Here is an 18316-nt window from a genome sequence, read left to right on the forward strand (position 1 = left end):
GCCACGGACCGCGCCCACACCGCCGCCCGACAGCCATCCCCGCGGCCCGGCCGGGGCTGGCTCGCCCGCCGCCCCGCAGCCGCCGCAGCGCTCCTCGCCAACGCCCGCTTCCCGCCCGGCGGCGACCGCTCACGCCCCGCCACGGACCGCGCCCACACCGCCGCGCGGCAGCCATCCCCGCGGCCCGGCCTGGGCTGGCTCGCCCGACGCCCCGCGCTCCCCCTCTACACGACCGCCTTCTCCTACGGTCTTGTCGGCGCCGTCTACTGGGCCTTCGCCGCCGAGGCCGTCTCCGACCACGCGGGGACGAGCTCCGCGGCGACCGCACCGCTGTTCTGGACGCTGATCGGCCTGGCGGGCACGCTCGGCGTCCTGACCGGGCCCGCCATCGACCGGTTCGGGCTTCGTCGTGTCCACCGCGGCCTGTTCGCGGGCCTCGCCGCGGCCGCGGCCCTGCTGACCGCCACCCACGTCTCCGGCATCTCCCTGCCCGCGGCCCTCCTCTCCGCGCTTCTCTACGGCCCCTGCTTCATGGCGGGTTCCGGCCTCCTCGCCGTGTGGAGCTACCGCGTCTTCCCCGACCGCCCGACGCCCGGCTTCACGGCCACCGTCCTCGCGCTCGGCCTCGGCACCATCACCGGCCCGGCGCTGCTCGGCCGGCTCGCCGACCACCAGGGCCTCCCCGCGGCCTTCGCCGCCACCGCCGTCGCGGCCGCGCTGACCTCGCTGACGCCGCCCCGGCGCGCACCCCGCCTGGCCGAAAATACCCCCCTGGGTATTTCTGTTACGGTGAAGGAGAGATACCCCGGGGGGTAAAAGGTGTGACGAGGGAGTGTGAGTGTGCCGTGTTCTTTGCCGATGTCCTGGAGACCGAAGGCCTGGGCAACCGGAGCTACCTGGCGGGCGGTGCCCGGTCGGTGGTCGTGGTGGATCCGCCGCGCGACATCGACCGGGTGATCGCCGCGGCCGCCCGGCGGGGCGTGCGGATCGTCGCCGTCGCCGAGACGCATGTGCACAACGACTACGTGACCGGCGGTCTTGAGCTGGCCCGCCTGACCGGCGCCCGCTATCTCGTCCCCGCCGGGGCGTCCGTGGCGTATCCGCGGGTCCCGGTGGCCGACGGGGACGTGGAGGAGGTCGACGAGGGGCTGACGCTGCGGGCGGTGGCCACGCCGGGCCACACCCCGCACCACACCTCGTACGTCCTGGAGGAGAACGGGCGCGCGGTGGCCGCCTTCACCGGCGGATCGCTGCTGATCGGCGGCGTGGGGCGGCCGGATCTGGTGGAGCCGCGGCTGACCGAGCGGCTGGCCCGCGCGCAGCACGCCTCCGCGCACCGGCTGGCCGACGAGCTGGCCGACGAGGTGGCGGTGCTGCCCACGCACGGCTTCGGCAGCTTCTGCTCGTCGGCCGGCGGGGGTGGCGAACGCAGCACCATCGGTACGGAGAAGGCGTCCAACCCGGCCTTGGTCCAGGACGTGGAGACGTTCGTCGCCGAGCTGCTCGCCGGCCTGGACGACGTACCGGCGTACTACGCGCACATGGGTCCGGCCAATGCCGCGGGCCCGGCGCCGGTGGACCTGACCGCGCCGCGGCGTGCCGACGCCACCGAGATAGCTCGGCGCCTGGCGGCGGGCGAGTGGGTCGTGGACCTGCGCCATCGGGTGGCCTTCGCCGAGGGGCATGTGGCCGGGTCGTTCAACTTCGAGGCCGACGGTCGCCTCGCGACCTACCTGGCGTGGATGATCCCGTGGGGCAAGCCGGTGACGCTGCTCGCGGAGAGCGCCGATGATGTCGCCCGCGCCCAGCGGGAGTTGGCCCGCGTCGGCATCGACCGGCCTGCCGCGGCCGCCACCGGCTCCCCGGCCGACTGGGCCGACGGGCAGGCGCCGCTCGCGTCGTTCCGGCGGGCGACGTTCGCCGAGCTGGCCGCCGCGCGCGAGCGGGGCGCGGACCCGGTGGTGCTCGATGTGCGCCGCACGAGCGAGCGGTCCGGCGGCTGGATCGAGGGCAGCGTGCACATCCCGGTCCACGAGATCCACCGGCGCCTCGACGAGGTGCCCGCGGGCGCGGTGTGGGTGCACTGCGCCGGTGGCATGCGTGCCGCGATCGCCGCCTCCGTCCTGGACGCGGCGGGGCGTGCGGTGGTGGCCGTCGACGACGGTTACGCGGCCGCGGCCGACGCCGGCCTCACGCTCGTCACGCCCGCCCGGAACTGACCGCACAGCCTTGCGCGCCGGGCGGCAACCCGGCGCAGGAGGAGCTACCGAGGAAGACCATCATGCTCATCTCTCCACGCGGCCCCGGCCACGGGTCCCCGCATGCCGGGCGCCGAACCATAGGCGCCGCGCACGCCGGGCGCCGGGTCACGGCCGCCGGGCACACCGACCGCTCGGGCATGAGCGCCGCGCAAGCGGAACGCCGGGGCACGGGCGCCGGACACGCCAAGTGCCGGGCCACAAACACCACGCACACCGAACGCCGGGTCCCGCGCGCCACACACACTGATCGCCGAGTCACACGCGCGCGCACCGAGCCCCGGACCATAGGCGTCGGGCGCACCGAGCACTGGGGCATGGGCGGCACGCATGCGGAACGCCGGGCGATGGGCACCGCGCACACGGAACGCCGAGCCACAGGCGCCGCGCACACCGACCGCCGGACCACAGGCCCCACGCACACCAAGCGCCAAGCCACAGGCGCCGCCCGATGACCGCGCCGATACTCGCCCTGATCGCCGGCGCACTGGTCGGTCTCGCCCTGGGTGCGCTCGGGGCCGGCGGCAGCATCCTGACCGTTCCGGCCCTGATCTATCTCATTGGCTTCAGTCCGGCCGAGGCCACCACCGCGAGTCTGGTCATCGTGATCGTCACCTCGCTCGCCGCGCTGGTGGCCCATGCGCGGGCGGGAGCGGTGCGCTGGCGGGCCGGGCTCGTGTTCGCCGCGGCCGGGCTGCTGCCCGCCGCCGCGGCGGGAGTCCTGTCCGCGCGCATCCCGGCCACCGCGCTCACCCTGGCCTTCGCCGGCCTCGCGGTGCTCGCCGCGCTGCGCATGCTGCGCCGCAGGTCATCGCAGGAGGGCGGGACGGTGTCGGTGCCCCGCGCGGCGGGAGCGGGCGCCGGGCTCGGGGCGGTGACCGGGTTCCTCGGGGTCGGCGGCGGATTCCTCGCCGTGCCCGCCCTGGTGGCCGCGCTCGCCGTGCCGATGAGTGCGGCCGTGGGCACCAGCCTGCTGGTCATCATCGCCAACGCCCTCGTGGCCCTCGCCGCCAGGGCGACCACCACCGTCGCCCTCGACTGGGCGCTGATCATGCCGTTCATCGCGACGGCGGTCCTGGGCGCCTGGGACGGCAGGCGGTTGAGTGCGAAGGTCTCCCCCGGCACACTGCAGCGCGTCTTCGGCAGCCTGCTTCTGGTCGTCGCCGCGGCGATGGGCATCGGCGTCCTGCTGTGACGCGCCACAACAAGGCACTGCCCCGATGCCGGTCGGGGACGGCGGGTCTCAGGCCAGCGACAGGAAGAGCTTCTCAAGGCGGGCCCGCATCTGCGCGGAGTCCCGCACCTCGGGATCCTCGCTGGTCATGCACTGCTGCAGCCCCGTCGCGATGATCGAGAACCCGGCCCGGTCCAGGGCCCGGGACACGGCGGCCAGCTGCGTGACGACGTCCTCGCAGTCCCGGCCCTCCTCGATCATCCTGATCACTCCCGCGAGCTGGCCCTGGGCCCGCCGCAGGCGGTTCAGCGCCGACTTCAGCTCGTCGGCGCTCATGTCGAGTTCCACACGTCCTCCTCCGCATACCCCCGCGGGTATTCTACCTGGAGGGGGGAAACAATCTTCGAAAGGCATTGTTCCGTGAGCAACCCCAACACCCTCACGCCAGGCCAGGCCACGGCGCGTTTCGGTGAGTTCACCGTCATCGACGTCCGCACCCCCGGCGAGTACGCGGGCGGCCATCTGCCCGGCGCCCACAACGTCCCGCTCGACCGCCTGGACGAGGCCGCCGACGCACTGCGGGCGGCGTCGGCACGTACTCCCCTGCTCGTCGTCTGCGCCTCCGGCGCCCGCTCCGCCGAGGGCTGCGCGCGTCTTGCCGACCTCGGTGTCGAAGCGGCCACCCTGGCGGGCGGGACCGGTGCCTGGGCCGCGGACGGCCACCCGGTGGAGCGTGCTGCCGGGGCCCGCGCCACCTGGCCGATGGACCGGCAGGTCCGCCTTGCCGCAGGATCGCTGGTCCTGCTCGGCTTCCTGGCGGGCCTCGCCTGGCCGCCCGCGCACTGGCTGTCCGGAGCCGTGGCCGCAGGGCTCGTCTTCTCCGGCGTCACCAACACGTGCGGCATGGCCGTCCTGCTCGCCAAGCTCCCCCACAACCGGCCCTCCGAACAGGCCGTCTCCTTTCAGGAGACGCTGGTACGCCTCACCAACTGAAGCCGCGCCGGAAGCCACCCGAAGCCAGCTGAAAGCGCCTAGCGGCCCGCCTCCCCACGGTAGAAGTCGAACTGGGTCACTCCGTCATAGCCGTAGCTCTCCGGATGCAGTTCGTGCAGGGCGACCCCGCCCCGGGGCAGCGGGCCGAGCAGCTCCGACAGGAGTGCACCGGCCTCGGCGATGAAGGCGGCCTTCTGGGCGCCGCTGTTCGTGCCCGCGGTGATGCTGCCCTCCACGTGCGCGTCGCGCACGCCGGCCAAGGGCCTGCCGTCGATGAAGTAGGCAGCTCCCGGGACCAGGTTGATGTGGACGACGGTCCGCGCGCTCGACTTGCCCAGTGCGGTGACGGCGAGGCGGGTCAGCCCTTCGGCGACGGCGCTCTGAACGTCGGTGGGCAGGTCGGGGTCGGTGACGGTGACCCGGAAGTACGGCATGACGCTCCTTGCGAATGCTCGGCGTTCCGCCGGTCTCGGCGGCGCGGAGCAAGCCTCGCGGGCCTGGCACGATGGATCCAACGCATAGGTGTCATAGGCATATGAGGCGCACGCATGACCGTGAACATCCCCCAGCTGAGGGCCTTCCTCGCCGTCGTCGACGCGGGCGGCTTCAGCGCGGCCGCCGACGAACTGGGCATGAGCCAGTCCGCCGTGTCGCACGCCGTCGCCTCCCTGGAACGCGAGTTGGCCGCCCCGCTGCTGGTCCGCGCCACGCCCGTACGGGCCACCGCGCTCGGCGAGCGGATCCTGCCGCACGCACGCGGCGCCCTGTCGGCGGCCCGGTCGGTGGAACGGATCGCCGCCGATGCCTCGCGGACCCTGACCGGCACCGTGCGGCTCGCCGCCACACCGACCGTCTGCCAGGGTCTTGTTCCCGGCCTGCTGCGGCACTGGCGGCACGACCTGCCGCAGCTCACCGTGCGGGCCTTCGAGGGGGACAGCGCCGAAGTGGCGGCCTGGCTGGAGAGCGGAGCGGCCGACGCCGGCATCGTGATCGACCCGCCGCCCGGCACCGGCATCCCCCTCGCCACGGACGGCTACCGCGCCCTGCTGCCGCGCGACCATCCGCTGGCCGACGAGCCGGCCGTGGACATCCGCGATCTGGAGGACGACCCGTTCCTCATCTCCCCCAACGGCTGCGAAGTCCGTATCCGTACGATCCATGAGCTTGCGGGGCTCGACTTCGCCCCCGCCCACCGCGTGCGGGACCTGGCCACGCTGATCAGCATGGTGCAGACCGGGCTCGGCGTGACGGTCCTGTCCGAGGTATCGCGCTCGCTGATCCCCGCCGATCTGGTCCTGCTGCCGCTGCGGCCGCATGTCTCGCGCCGTCTCGCACTGACCGGGCCGCACACCCGCCCCTGGCACCCGGCGGTCCGCGCCCTGGCTGAGTCAGCCGTCGCTCACCTGGACCGGACCCTCCCCCAGGACGCGCCCGTTCTTGCGCGCGGTCACCAGCGCGAAGGTGAGGAACTCACCGCCGTCGGCCGTGAGCATGTCGATCACGGGCCGGTTGGCTGACGCTCCGTCGGGCAGGTGCTCGGCGCAGGCACGGGTCCACAGGAGCCAGTCCTGCCAGCCGTCCTGCTGGAGTCGCGCCGAGGTGACGGTGACGAGTTCGGTGATCGCCCACTGGAAGCGCCACCAGTCGGCCGTGTGCCAGGCCAGCGCCTCCCAGCCGACGAGTTCCTTGATGTGCGGCGGGATCGCGCCGAGTTCGCGGACCTCCCGGGTCATCGCGGGGGTCGCCATGCCCAACTGACCGCCAGGACGCAGGAAGCGCAGCAGGTAGGGCAGGTAGTTGTCGGCCGTGCCGAAGTACTCGAAGGCGTCGACGCTCACGATCGCGTCGAAGCTCTCCTCGGCGAACGGCAGGGCGTGCGCCTCCGCGTGCACGGCCTCCACCCGGTCGCCGACACCGGCATCGGCGAAGACGGCCGCTGCCTCGTCGGCGCCGATCCACCAGTCGGCGGCGACGACCTGTACGCCGTACTCGCGGGCCAGGAACACCGATGTCGCCCCCTTGCCCGAGCCGAGGTCGAGCACCCGCATTCCGGGGCGCAGATCGAGGTCCCGTGCCAGGTTCTCCAGGAGCCACAGCGGATTCGGGCCCATGTCGAGGCCGAGCAGCCAGGCCTGGTCGTAGCGGGAAGAGCGCGGGTATCGCTCCGGGCGTACGAGGTCGTCGAGGGCGGTCACGGGCGTCCTGCCGGGCGGGCGAGCAGGGCCGTCGCCATCTGCTGGACGGAGCGGGTGAAACAGCGCGGGTCGTCGGGTGGGGTCACGTGGCGGATCAGTGCTCCGTCGAAGAGGGCCAGCAGGCCGTGGGCGAGGAAATCGGCATCCAGATCGGGGCGTTCGGCGGCGAGCAGGGAGCCGAGGTGCTCGTGCCAGAAGCGGAAGCTGGGGTCGCTGTACTTGTCGTCGGCGCATGCCTGTTCATGGGCGGAGAACAGGATGGCGTTGGTCTCGGCGATCGCTCCGAGGCCGTCGAGGAAGGCGTGCAGGCGTCGCCCGGCAGGTGCGCCGGGACCCAGCGGCGGGGGTCCGTGGGAGACGGCATCGCGCAGCTCGCGCGAGCGTTCTTCGAGGAGCGCCTGGAGCAGTCCCGCGCGACTGCCGAAGCGGCGGAAGACGGTGCCCTTCCCGACTCCGGCCAGGGCGGCGACCCGGTCCAGCGACACGGGCGCCCCGTCGCCCTCGGCCAGCAGGCGCTCGGTGGCGCGCAGGACCGCGGCCCGGTTGCGGGCCGCGTCGGCGCGCTCCGTGCGGTCGCTGCCCGCCGGTCCGGCGGCGCGCCGCTCCTCGGCCATGACGTCAACTCCTCATTGAAAGCGGGCTGTTGGTCCGGATAGATTACCCCCGCCCCAAGCGGACCGGCAGTCCGCATGGGTGGAGTCCGTCCTGCCCTGCCCCGAGGAGTACTGAATGGACATGCGCGCGCTCGTCGTCGACCCCGCCGCCCCCGGTTCCCTGCGCCTGGGCGAAGCCCCCGAACCCCGGCCCGCCGCAGGACAGTTGGTGCTCGACGTACGGCACATCTCCCTCAACCGCGGCGAGGTCGCCTTCGCCGGGCAGCGGCCGCCCGGGACCGTGCACGGCTACGACGCCGCCGGGATCGTCGTACGTGCCGCCGCCGACGGCACCGGTCCCGGCGTCGGCAGCCGCATCGCCGCCTTCGGCCCCGGCGCGTGGGCGCAGCGCATGGCCGTGGACACCACCGCGGTGGCCGAAGTGCCCGCCGGGGTCGACCTCGCCGATGCCACTGCGCTGCCGATGGCGGGCGTCACGGCCCTGCGGACGCTGCGCTCCCGGCCCATCCTGGGCCACCGGGTGCTGATCACCGGGGCGGCAGGAGGCGTGGGCCGCTACGCCGTGCAGCTGGCCGCACTGGGCGGCGCGCACGTCATCGCCTCCGTCGGCTCGCCGGAGCGCGGCAAGGGGCTCGCCGAACTCGGCGCCCACGAGGTGGTGGTCGGCCTGGAGGGGATCGATGCCCCCGTCGATCTCGTCCTCGACACCGTGGGAGGGCCCCAACTCGCCGCTGCCTGGGAGCTCCTGGCCCCCGGCGGAGGCGTGCAGAACATCGGCTGGGCCTGCGACGAACCCGCCGTTTTCGCCCCCTACTCGCTGTTCCACATCGGCGCTCCGAAGACCATGAGTACGTTCGGCGACGTCCACGAGGTGGGGCCCGACCTCGCCACGCTGCTCGCGTTCACCGCGGCGGGCCGGCTCTCTTCGGAGGTCGACTGGCGCGGCCCCTGGGAGCGTGTCCCGGAGGCCGCGCGGGCGCTGCTCGACCGGCGGATCTCCGGCAAGGCCGTCCTCGACGTCACGCCGGGAACGGCTCCTTGACCGTCCCGCGCATGCTCCGTTGCGCGCTCACACGCCGATCGCCCCGTCGATCCGCTCCCGCAGCAGGTCGGCGTGGCCGTTGTGCCGCGCGTACTCCTCCACCATGTGGATCAGCACCCAGCGCAGCGACACCTTGCCCTTCCACCCGTCCTCCCCCTCGACGTCCAGATCGGGCGCCCCGGCGACGAAGCGGTCGGCGAACTCCACCTCCGCGCGCCAGGCCTCCCAGGCCTCGGCGATCACCGCGGGGTCGGGCACCGCGCCCTCGAAGTCGTGGTCGGGGCGGGCGGCCGAGACGAACAGCGGCGGTGCGTCATCGCCCGCGAGGACGCACCGGAACCAGCGGCGCTCCACCTCGGCCAGATGCCGGACGATGCCGAGCAGCGACAGCGTGGACGGCGCGACCGACCGCCGGGACAACTCGGCCCGCAGGCCCGCGCACTTCATCTCCAGTGTCGTGCGCTGCGCGGTCAGAAAGTCGGCTAGCATCTCCCGCTCGCCTCCGGTGGTGCGGGCGTTCAACCGCCCGTCCAGCTCGGCCTCGACGAACATTTCCGCTCTTCTGCGTACGTTGCTCATGCCCGCCATCCAATCCCAGCCATCACCTGCGGAGCCAGATCTTTAGTGACCGCGAAGTGACCCCAACCGGCGGCCGAACAGGCGCCGTTCACGCCGACGCCGCCAGGAACTGGGTCGCCGCCAGCTCCCCGTACAGCGGATCCGCCGCCACCAGCTCCGCGTGGGTACCGGACGCACGCACCATCCCGGCGTCCATCACCACGATGCGGTCGGCCAGCGTCACGGTGGAGAGCCGGTGCGCCACCACGAGGACCGTCACCTCCCGCGCCACTTCGGCCACGACATCGCGCAGCGCCAGTTCGTTGACCGCGTCGAGCTGCGAGGTCGCCTCGTCCAGGAGCAGCAGGCGCGGCTTGCGCAGCATCGCCCTGGCGATCGCCACCCGCTGGCGTTCACCGCCGGAGAGCTGTGAGCCACGGTGGCCGACCAGGGTGTCCAGGCCGTCGGGCAGCCGCTCCACCAGGGTGTCGAGCCGGGCGCGTACGAGAGCGTCCTGGATCTCGGCCGCGGTCGCGTCGGGCGCCCCGAAGAGCAGGTTCTCGCGCAGGGTGCCCGCCAGGACGGGCGCGTCCTGCTCCACGTATCCGATGGCGGCGCGCAGTTCGGCCAGCGGCCACTCGCGCACGTCGCGGCCGTCGACCAGGACACGGCCGCCGGTCGCCTCGTAGAACCGCTCGATGAGGCCGAACACGGTGGTCTTGCCCGCGCCCGATGGGCCGACGAACGCGGTCATGCCGGGTCCCGGAATCTCGAAGCTCACGCCGTGATGGACGTGCGGAAGACCCTCCCGGTAGCGGAAGGTCACGTCCTCGAAGGCGACCGAGGCGGGACCGTCCTGGCCGGATCCGTCCACAGGCCCGGCGACGTCCTCGGTCTCCAGGCGCTCGGCCCGCACGATGCGCGCGATGGCCGCCGAGCCGACCTGGTACTGCGTGGCGCCCTCGACGAGCCGGGAGACGGGGTCGATCAGATAGAAGAGGAACAGCAGAAAGGCGACGAGCGTCGAGATCGAGATCGCGCCGGACGCGACCCGCGCGCCGCCGATGCCCAGCACCGCGAGGAACGACACCTGCACCGCGAGCCCGACCGAACTCCACGCCACCGCCTGCCACTTCGCCGACCGCACCCCGTGCCGCCAGGCATCCTCCGCGGCCGCCTGCACCACCTCGGTCTCCCGCTGCTCGGCGCCCGATGCCTTGAGCGTGCGGAACGCGCCGAACGCCCGCTCCAGCGCGGTCGATATCGTGCCGACCGCCTCCTGGGCGCGCTCCGTCGACCGCGCGATCTTGGGCATCACCAGGCTCATCGCGCCGCCGATCAGCACGATCACGCCGAGTGTGACGCCGAGCAGGACGGCGTCCATCAGCCCCATCATCACGATGGTGGCGATGAAGCTGAGTCCGCCCGCGACCGCCGACACCACGGACTGCGTGGTGACCGCGCGCAGCAGCGTCGTGTCCGATGTGATCCGGGACATCAGGTCGCCCGGCTGGGTCCGCTCCACCTCGGGCAGGCGCAGCCGCAGCAGCCGTCCGATCAGGGTGCGGCGGGCCGCGAGCACCACGGATTCGGCGGTGCGTTCAAGGACGTACGCGCCTATGGACTCGATCGCCGTGCCGAGGACCACGAGGGCGGTGAGGACCACGAGGATCCCCGCGATCGACTCGTCGCCGCCGAGCCGGTCCACCAGCGCCTTCGCGGCGAGCGGCTGGGCGAGGCCGGTCGCCGCGCCGATCAGTGTGCACAGGGCGCCGAGCGCGACGACCGCGCGGTGCGGGCGGAAGTAGCCGTACAGCGCGCGCCAGGTCTCCGCGGCGGACAGCCGCTCCGGTGCCGGCTTCTCCGGCTCGTTACCCGGCTCGTTCCCCGGCCCGTTCTCGGTCACTGCCTTCGTCATGTCCTTGGTCACATCGGAAGAGGACGCACAGGATGGGTGATCCGCCTGACCGGGGCGGACAGTCGGCCCGTAACTCAGATCGGGGCACGGAGTTAGAGGATCTGTCGAACTCGGTGCAGTGACGATTCTGCAGGGCGAGTCCGGCATGGGGCGGGCAACAGGGCTCGCGGCCTGGAAGGGCCCGAGCGTGACGAGGAGGAGAGGGCGCGTGCGTCTTCACGGGGGCGGACTTGTGGGCCGCGCGGAGGAGCTGGCCAGGCTCCGCCGGCTGCTGGCCCAGAGCAGGCTGGTGACGGTGGTGGGCGGACCCGGGGTCGGCAAGAGCAGGCTCGCCGCGCACGCCGCCGCGGCGACGGGCGGCCAGCTGACCGACGGCGTGGTCGTCGTGCGGTGGTGGGACGGGGCCGGCGCGCGGGGGCGGAGCGTGGCGCGCGCGGTGGTCGAGGCGATGGACGGGGAGTCGGCCGACGGCGACGGGCTCGAAGCCGGAGGCGGGCGGGGCGATGGCTCCGGGGAGCATGAGCTGTTCACCCGGCTTCGCTCGCGCCGCGTCCTTGTCGTCCTCGACGATTTCGATCCCGTACGCGACGAGTGCGTACACCTGGTGCAGTCCCTGCTGCTGTGCGCGCCGGGGGTGCGGATCCTCGCCGCCGGGCGCCAACCCCTGGGCCTGGGGCAGGAGTTGGTCCTGCATCTCGGCCCGCTCCAGGTCACCGTGCCGGGGACGGAGGAGGAACCGGGGCCCGCGGTGAGGCTGTTCCTGCAGCGATCGCGTGATGTCCGGGGAACGGCGGGGGAAGCGGCCGAGCTGCCCGCCGTGAGCGACATCTGTACGCAGCTGGAGGGCGTGCCGCTGGCCGTCGAACTGGCGGCGGCGCAGACCGCGCACCATTCGCCCGCCCAGTTGGCCCGCATGCTGCGGCCCACGCAAGGCTGGCTCGGCAGGCCGGAGGCGCCGCTGCGGCGGCACCGGTCCCTGCGGGCCGCCGTCGGCGCGAGTTACGCGTTGTGCGGGCAGGCCGAGCGTTCCGTGTGGGCGCGGCTGAGCGTGTTCGCGGGCGAGTTCGACGAGGACGCCGCCGTGTTCGTGTGCGCGGGCGGCGGCCTGCCCCCGGCGCGGGTGGCATCCTGCCTGGCACGCCTCGTCCTGGCGTCGGTGCTCGAGCCGGTGCGCGATCCCGGCGGGGTGCTGCAGCCCCGCTACCGGCTGCCGACGGCGGCCCGCGGGTTCGGTGCCGAACGCCTCGAGTCCGTGGGCGAGTCGGCAGCGGCAGGCACCCGGCACCTGAGCTGGTACAGCGGCATCGCGCAGACCGCCCACCACCTGTGGAGCACCGGGCGGCACGAGCAGGCGACCCTGCTGATCCGCGACGAGGAGCCGAACCTGCGCGTCGCGCTCGCCCGGGGCCCGTACGGCGCCGACCAGAGCGCGGTCGCCCTCGGCATGGCCGCGGACCTGTGGTTCTGGTGGGCGGTGTGCGGTCACGCCGCCGAAGGGCGAGAGCATCTGCGGCATCTGCTGCCCCTCGGCCGTGCCGACACCCGCGTCTGCGGCCAGGCGCTGTGGCTCGCCGGGTGGCTTTCGGCGTGCACCGGCGGCCGGGAAGCGGAGGAACTCCTCGGACAGGCCTGGCGGGTGGCCGTCCTCGCGGGAGACGACGCCACCGTCGGCCGCGTCGCCCACGCCCACGGCGTGCTCGCACTGCGCAACGGCGAGACCGAGCGGGCCATCGAGCATCTGCGGGAGGCCGCCCACACCATCCCCGCCTTTACCCGGCACGGCCCTCCGGCCGCGGTCAGCTGGGCCGAGCTCGCCGTGGCGCAGGCGCGGGTCCGCCCGGCCGACGCGTTGCGCAGCGTCCGCCGCGCGTCGGCCGGTACGCAGACCCGGCACGACGTGTGGACACGCTCCCTGACGCAGTACGCCCACGCCCTCGTCGAGCATCTCCGGGGCCGCCGCAGCAGCGCCTGGCGCCGCGCGCACAAGGCGCTTGCCGGTGTCACCGCCGTCGCAGGACCGCTCGGCGCGGTCCCGGTCCAGGAACTGATCTCCGAGATCGAGCACGGTCCGACGCGACCAGGCGGCAGCGACCCTCCGATCACCGGCCCTTGACGGGTCATCGCTTTCCCACGCTCCATCACTTCCCGGACGGGACAGCCCCTTCGCTCCGCGTCGGCCGCTCCCCCTGGCGGTCACCCTCCTGGGTCAAATCCCGGGAAAGTGATGGATTGCCCTGATTCATTCGCTTTTGTGCGGTCTACAGATAGTAGGACCGGTCGGCGAGTGGACGGAGCGAGAGCATGCGAGCGTTCGACCGAAGGCGCGCGCTGAGTCTGGGACTTGCCGTGACGGCGGACGTGGGCCTTGCGGGGTGCGGCGCGAAGGAGTCCGGGGCCACGGCTTCGGTCTCCCCGTCACCGTCCGGACCCGGCAAGAGCCGTACCGGCGGCGGTCGGCACGGTGCGCAGCGGGGGCGGCCGTCGAGCAAGCCGATCGGGGATGGTTCGACGGCCTTTACGGGGCAGCAGCCCCGCCAGCCCGCCAAGCCCGTTCCGCTGGAGCCGGGCCAGACGCCCCCGCAGTTCGTGGTCTTCTCGTGGGACGGTGCGGGCGAGGTCGGCAACGGTCTCTTCCCGCGCTTTCTGAAGCTGGCCGAGGAACATGACGCGCGGATGACGTTCTTCCTTTCCGGGCTGTATCTGCTGCCCGAATCGAAGAAGCGTCTCTACCGGCCGCCGAACAACTCCGTGGGCGCATCCGACATCGGTTATCTCACCGACGGTCACATCAAGGAGACCCTCAAGTACGTGCGCCAGGCCTGGCTCGAGGGCCATGAGATCGGCACGCACTTCAACGGGCACTTCTGCGCCGGCACCGGCACCGTCGCCAACTGGACGCCCGCGCAATGGCAGAGCGAGATCGACCAGGCCAAGTCCTTCGTCAAGGAATGGCGTACGAATACGGGCTGGACCGATCTGCCGTCGCTGCCTTTCGACTACGACAAGGAACTCATCGGCGGCCGCACACCCTGCCTCCTCGGCCGCGGCAATCTCCTTCCCGTCGCCCGCGACCTGGGCTGGCGCTACGACGCGTCGTCGCCCGGCGGACTGCAGCGCTGGCCGGGCAGACGCCTCGGCATGTGGGATCTGCCGCTCCAGCAGATCCCGTTCCCCGGCCGCCGCTTCGAAGTCCTGTCCATGGACTACAACATCCTCGCCAACCAGTCGCAGAACTCGACCCGGGCGCCCTCGTACAACTATCCCGGCTGGCGCACCCAGGCGACCGATTCGTATCTCGCCGGATTCCAGCGGGCGTACGAGACGAACCGCGCACCGCTCTTCATCGGCAACCACTTCGAGGAGTGGAACGGCGGCATCTACATGGATGCCGTCGAGCAGGCCCTCACACGCATCGCCGGCAAGAAGGACGTACGCCTCGTCTCCTTCCGGCAGTTCGTCGACTGGCTCGACGTCCAGGACGCGGCCGTACTCGACAGACTGCGCGGCCTCGAAGTGGGGCAGCGCCCCGAAGGCGGCTGGAAGAGCTACCTCGCACCACGGGATCACCAGGGATCAGTGGATCGCACCAGAGAGATGGGAACAGGAAGTTGACCGTGAATCGGTTGAAGTACGCGTCGTTGGCGGGACTCGCGGCGGTGGCCGTCCTGACAGGCCCGGCGGTGGCGACCGCCGTGGGTGACCCACCGCCGACCAACACGACTCCGCAGACACCGGCAGCCGAAGCCGCGGTCCCGCGTCCGGCGCTGACGGCGAAGGCGAGCGTGGCCGCTGTGCGGGCCTGGCAGCAGTTCCACATCAACGGCGTCAGCCACCACATGGCGACGGGGACCCGCATCACCCTGCAGGAGAAGCAGGGCAAGCGGTGGGTGTCGCTGCCCGCGACCGTGAACATCAAGCACGACGCGACGTACGGCATGCCCGTCAAGCTCGGCCTCAAGGGGCACAACGCCCTGCGGATCGTGGGCGGGGGCGCCGTCTCGCCCGTGGTCCATGTGACGGTGCGCTGACCCTGTCACTCCTCCTTGCCGAATAGACACGTTGATTTGCCTAAAGGTATTAGGCAGCTGCATAATCTATTTCGGCAAGAGAGGGGCAGGTCATGGTGCGCGTAGGGCTGACCGCGGAACGTCTCACCCAGGCGGGTGCGGAGCTGGCCGACGAGGTCGGGTTCGACCAGGTGACTGTCTCGGCGCTCGCCAGACGGTTCGACGTCAAGGTCGCGAGTCTGTACTCGCATGTGAAGAACTCCCAGGACCTCAGGACGAGGATCGCCCTGCTCGCCCTGGAGGAGCTCGCCGACCGGGGCGCCGCCGCGCTGGCCGGACGGGCCGGCAAGGACGCGCTCTCGGCTCTGGCGAACGTCTACCGCGACTACGCCCGGGAACACCCCGGCCGCTATGCCGCGGTCCAGATGAGGCTCAGCCCTGAAGCGGCGGCCGCCGGCGCGGGCGGCAGGCACTCGCAGATGACGCGGGCGATCCTGCGCGGCTACGACCTGACCGAGCCGGACCAGACGCACGCGGTCCGCCTCCTGGGCAGCGTCTTCCACGGCTACGTCAGCCTGGAGCTTGCCGGAGGGTTCAGCCACAGCGCCCCCGACACGGAGGAGACCTGGCCCCGGATCCTCGACGCCCTCGACGCGCTGTTGCGGAACTGGCCGGCGCCGGAAATCCCCGTAACCCAGACCCATTGATCAACAGGTTGAGGCCATGAACACCCCCCAGGACCGGATCACCACGCCCGTCACCGCGGAACTCCTGCGCGGCGCCCTCGATGTGGAGCACACCGAGCACGGTGTGCTGCCGCACCGGCTGCCCGCCTGGGCCCGCACCCAGTACGCCGACGGACAGCTCGCCATGGCCGAGGCCCAACCGTCGGGCGTACGCCTGGTGTTCCGCACCCGCGCCACCGCCGTCGAGCTCGACGTCCTGCCCACCAAGCGGGCCTACGTGGGCGCGCCGCCCCGACCTGACGGCGTGTACGACGTGCTCGTCGACGGCCGGCTGATCCGTCAGGCCAGCGTGTCGGGCGGCAACACGCTGGTCATCGACATGACCGCGGGGACCGCCGAGCTGCGGCCCGGCGCGCCCGGCACCCTCCGCTTCGCGGATCTGCCCGATGGCATGAAGGACGTCGAGATCTGGCTGCCGCACAACGAGACCACCGAACTCGTCGCCCTGCGCACGGATGCCCCCGTCGAGCCCGCGCAGGACCCGGACCGCCGGGTGTGGCTGCACCACGGCAGTTCGATCAGCCACGGCTCCGACGCCGCGAGCCCCACCACCACATGGCCCGCGCTTGCCGCCTCGCTCGGCGGTGTCGAGCTGATCAACCTGGGGTTCGGCGGCAGCGCGCTGCTCGACCCGTTCACCGCCCGCACCTTGCGGGACACCCCCGCCGACCTGATCAGCGTCAAGATCGGCATCAATGTGGTCAACGCAGATCTGATGCGGCTGCGCGCCTTCACGCCCGCGGTCCACGGCTTCCTCGACACCATCCGTGAGGGCCACCCCACCGCACCGCTCCTTGTGGTCTCGCCCATCCTGTGCCCCATCCACGAGGACACGCCCGGCCCCTGCGCGCCGGACTTCAGCGCGCTGCGCACCGGTCAGCTGCGGTTCATGGCCACGGGCGATCCGGCGGAGACGGCGAGCGGAAAGCTGACGCTGACCGTCATCCGGGACGAGCTGGCCCGGATCGTCGCACAGCGGGCGGCCGACGACCCGAACATCCACCACCTCGACGGCCGCGACCTCTACGGAGATGCGGACTTCGCCGAACTGCCGCTCCCCGACGCACTGCACCCGGACGCGGCCACCCACCGCCGCATCGGCGAACGCTTCGCCGATCTGGCCTTCGCCGGCAAGGGCGCCTTCGCGACAGACGGCACCTGAGCGATGAGTTCCGGCGGTCCCGACGGTCTTACTTCCTGAGAACGCGACGACTCCAGGAGAATTCAATGCCCGAGACAACCACACACACCCTGGCCGCGACCGGGGCCACGCTGACCTACGACATCCATGGCGGTGTGATCGGCGGCGACGCGACCGGTGACCGTGTGCTGTTTCTGATCGGCTCGCCCATGGACGCCACCGGGTTCACCACGCTGGCCTCGCACTTCACCGACCGGACCGTCGTCACGTACGACCCTCGGGGAACGGGCCGCAGCCCGCGCACCGACGGCGCGACCGAGACCAGACCCGATGAGCACGCCGATGATCTGCGGCGGGTGATCGAGGCGCTCGGTGTGAGGGCCGTGGACATGTTCGCGAGCAGCGGCGGTGCCGTGAACGCGCTGGCTCTGGTGGCGCGGCACGGGCACCTCGTGCACACCCTGGTCGCGCACGAGCCGCCGTCGGCGCAGGTGCTCCCGGACCGGGAGGCGGCGCTCGCCGTCTGCGCGGACATCCACGCCACGTACCTGCGCGACGGGATGGGTCCCGCGATGGCGAAGTTCCTCGCGGTGACGAGCCGGAAGGGGCCGTTCCCGGACACCTGGGCGGACGAACCGGCGCCCTCGCCCGCCGACTTCGGGCTGCCGGTGGAGGACGACGGTTCGCGCGACGACCCGCTGCTCGGCCAGAACATGATCGGCTGCACCGGCTTCGAACCCGACTTCACCGCTCTGCGCGCAGCGTCCACGAAGATCGTCATCGCGGCCGGGCAGGAGTCCGCCGGCGAGTTGGCCGCCCGCGCCGCAGCCCGGATCGCCGCCGGTCTCGACAGCGAGCTCGCGATGTTCCCCAGCCACCACGGCGGCTTCCTGGGCGGCGAGTTCGGCCAGCAGGGCGCCCCGGAGCCCTTCGCAAAGACCCTGCGGCAGGTGCTCGACGCGCACCGCTGAGGCGCGGCGCGGCAGTCAGCGCCCCAGGGAACGCGCGAGGCGGAAGCCCACGTCATCGACCCGGTAACTGGGGTGGCTGCGCCGCCGCGCGGAGGCCCGGCAGCTCCAGTGCTCGTCGAACCAGCCTCCGCCGCGCAGCACCCGGTAGCTGCCGTAGACCTCCGGGTCGTAGATGTCCCAGCACCAGTCCCAGACGTTGCCGAGCATGTCGTGCAGGCCCCACGCGTTGGGCCGTCGGCCGCCCACGTCATGGATCCGCTCGTCCGAGTTGCCGCGGTACCAGGCGATCTCGTCGAGCGGCCCGTAGTGCGGTCCGGCGGTACCGGCGCGGCAGGCGTGCTCCCACTCGGCCTCGGTCGGCAGTCGGTAGCCGTCGGCCGACGCGTCCCACACGATGCCTTCGCCGTCGCTCTCGCCGTCGATGCGGTAGGCGGGCGTGAACCCGTCGTGCTCGGACAGCGCGTTGCAGAACCGGACCGCGTCCCACCAGGAGACCCCTTCGACCGGCAGCCGGTCCCCGTCTACGGTGCTGGGCCGGAGGCCGGTGATCCGCGCGTACAGCGCCTGGGTGACCGGGTACGCCGCGATGCGACAGGACGCGACGTCGACCGGCCAACTGCGCCGCGTCCGGCGGTCGGAGAGGGTCACCCGTCCCGCCGGAATGTCGATCATCTCGGTCCCTGTGATCACGTCCATCGC

General features: G+C 72.4%; 18 protein-coding genes and 1 pseudogene. 12 read left to right on the forward strand and 7 right to left on the reverse strand.

Translation table 11 applies throughout. The features are described 5' to 3' along the window. From ACFWY6_RS12980 to ACFWY6_RS12990, 3 genes are all read left to right on the forward strand, one after another. The coding region (locus ACFWY6_RS12980) for a YbfB/YjiJ family MFS transporter (RefSeq protein WP_384688574.1) at window positions 1-816 on the forward strand (816 nt) is incomplete at its 5' end. 29 nt (window positions 817-845) lie between these two features. After that, window positions 846-2219 (forward strand): rhodanese-like domain-containing protein, encoded by a 1374-nt coding sequence (locus tag ACFWY6_RS12985; RefSeq protein WP_384688577.1) that lies wholly within the window; start codon window positions 846-848, stop codon window positions 2217-2219. A 490-nt stretch (window positions 2220-2709) separates the two neighbouring features. Beyond that, the gene (locus tag ACFWY6_RS12990; RefSeq protein WP_384688580.1) at window positions 2710-3453 is read left to right on the forward strand and encodes a sulfite exporter TauE/SafE family protein; all 744 of its coding nucleotides are present in this window, start codon (window positions 2710-2712) and stop codon (window positions 3451-3453) included. 48 nt (window positions 3454-3501) lie between these two features. Here ACFWY6_RS12990 and ACFWY6_RS12995 read toward each other — a convergent pair whose 3' ends face one another. Then, a complete protein-coding gene (locus ACFWY6_RS12995; RefSeq protein ID WP_102930309.1) occupies window positions 3502-3780 on the reverse strand; it encodes a metal-sensitive transcriptional regulator in 279 nt (92 codons plus the stop codon). Between the two features lie 72 nt (window positions 3781-3852). On the opposite strand from ACFWY6_RS12995, the gene ACFWY6_RS13000 reads away from it, so the two are divergent. Beyond that, window positions 3853-4425 carry a rhodanese-like domain-containing protein gene (locus tag ACFWY6_RS13000; RefSeq protein ID WP_384688584.1) on the forward strand — a complete coding sequence of 191 codons (573 nt, stop codon included), beginning with the start codon at window positions 3853-3855 and terminating at the stop codon, window positions 4423-4425. A 38-nt stretch (window positions 4426-4463) separates the two neighbouring features. Here ACFWY6_RS13000 and ACFWY6_RS13005 read toward each other — a convergent pair whose 3' ends face one another. Beyond that, window positions 4464-4859, reverse strand: a complete 396-nt coding sequence (locus ACFWY6_RS13005) for a 4-oxalocrotonate tautomerase family protein (protein ID WP_384688586.1) — start codon at window positions 4857-4859, stop codon at window positions 4464-4466. Between the two features lie 114 nt (window positions 4860-4973). Here ACFWY6_RS13005 and ACFWY6_RS13010 point away from each other — a divergent pair. Next, window positions 4974-5771, forward strand: a pseudogene (locus ACFWY6_RS13010) (LysR family transcriptional regulator); the annotation flags it as partial. 42 nt (window positions 5772-5813) lie between these two features. On the opposite strand, the gene ACFWY6_RS13015 reads toward ACFWY6_RS13010, so the two are convergent. Together ACFWY6_RS13015 and ACFWY6_RS13020 are read right to left on the reverse strand one after the other, a co-directional pair. Further along, window positions 5814-6620 (reverse strand): SAM-dependent methyltransferase, encoded by an 807-nt coding sequence (locus ACFWY6_RS13015; RefSeq protein ID WP_384688589.1) that lies wholly within the window; start codon window positions 6618-6620, stop codon window positions 5814-5816. Next, window positions 6617-7234 carry a TetR/AcrR family transcriptional regulator gene (locus tag ACFWY6_RS13020; protein ID WP_384688591.1) on the reverse strand — a complete coding sequence of 206 codons (618 nt, stop codon included), beginning with the start codon at window positions 7232-7234 and terminating at the stop codon, window positions 6617-6619. The genes ACFWY6_RS13015 and ACFWY6_RS13020 overlap by 4 nt, the downstream gene beginning before the upstream one ends. 121 nt (window positions 7235-7355) lie before the next feature. Here ACFWY6_RS13020 and ACFWY6_RS13025 point away from each other — a divergent pair, with 121 nt between their 5' ends. After that, entirely contained in the window at window positions 7356-8276 is a 921-nt protein-coding gene (locus ACFWY6_RS13025; RefSeq protein WP_384688669.1) for a zinc-binding dehydrogenase, read from the forward strand. Between the two features lie 27 nt (window positions 8277-8303). On the opposite strand, the gene ACFWY6_RS13030 is transcribed toward ACFWY6_RS13025, so the two are convergent. Together ACFWY6_RS13030 and ACFWY6_RS13035 are read right to left on the reverse strand one after the other, a co-directional pair. Then, a complete protein-coding gene (locus tag ACFWY6_RS13030; RefSeq protein ID WP_384688593.1) occupies window positions 8304-8855 on the reverse strand; it encodes a DinB family protein in 552 nt (183 codons plus the stop codon). An 88-nt stretch (window positions 8856-8943) separates the two neighbouring features. Next, entirely contained in the window at window positions 8944-10752 is a 1809-nt protein-coding gene (locus ACFWY6_RS13035; RefSeq protein WP_384688595.1) for an ABC transporter ATP-binding protein, read from the reverse strand. 208 nt (window positions 10753-10960) lie between these two features. Between ACFWY6_RS13035 and ACFWY6_RS13040 the strand changes: the two genes are divergently transcribed. From ACFWY6_RS13040 to ACFWY6_RS13065, 6 genes are all read left to right on the forward strand, one after another. Continuing rightward, complete coding sequence (locus ACFWY6_RS13040; protein ID WP_384688598.1) at window positions 10961-12865, forward strand: ATP-binding protein; 1905 nt, start codon at window positions 10961-10963, stop codon at window positions 12863-12865. A 188-nt stretch (window positions 12866-13053) separates the two neighbouring features. Then, window positions 13054-14364, forward strand: coding sequence for a hypothetical protein (locus ACFWY6_RS13045; protein ID WP_384688601.1), 1311 nt, complete (start codon window positions 13054-13056; stop codon window positions 14362-14364). 2 nt (window positions 14365-14366) lie between these two features. Next, window positions 14367-14780, forward strand: a complete 414-nt coding sequence (locus ACFWY6_RS13050) for a hypothetical protein (RefSeq protein ID WP_384688604.1) — start codon at window positions 14367-14369, stop codon at window positions 14778-14780. Window positions 14781-14872: 92 nt separating this feature from the next. Next, entirely contained in the window at window positions 14873-15466 is a 594-nt protein-coding gene (locus tag ACFWY6_RS13055) for a TetR/AcrR family transcriptional regulator (RefSeq protein WP_384688606.1), read from the forward strand. 16 nt (window positions 15467-15482) lie between these two features. Continuing rightward, a complete protein-coding gene (locus tag ACFWY6_RS13060; protein ID WP_384688608.1) occupies window positions 15483-16667 on the forward strand; it encodes a GDSL-type esterase/lipase family protein in 1185 nt (394 codons plus the stop codon). Window positions 16668-16732: 65 nt separating this feature from the next. Then, window positions 16733-17617 (forward strand): alpha/beta fold hydrolase, encoded by an 885-nt coding sequence (locus tag ACFWY6_RS13065; protein ID WP_384688611.1) that lies wholly within the window; start codon window positions 16733-16735, stop codon window positions 17615-17617. Between the two features lie 15 nt (window positions 17618-17632). Here the strand turns inward: ACFWY6_RS13065 and ACFWY6_RS13070 are convergent, their stop codons facing one another. Next, window positions 17633-18313 (reverse strand): formylglycine-generating enzyme family protein, encoded by a 681-nt coding sequence (locus ACFWY6_RS13070; RefSeq protein WP_384688614.1) that lies wholly within the window; start codon window positions 18311-18313, stop codon window positions 17633-17635. Window positions 18314-18316: the final 3 nt, after the last annotated feature.

The sequence above is a fragment of the Streptomyces sp. NPDC059037 genome, from assembly GCF_042740015.1.
Classification (GTDB): domain Bacteria; phylum Actinomycetota; class Actinomycetes; order Streptomycetales; family Streptomycetaceae; genus Streptomyces.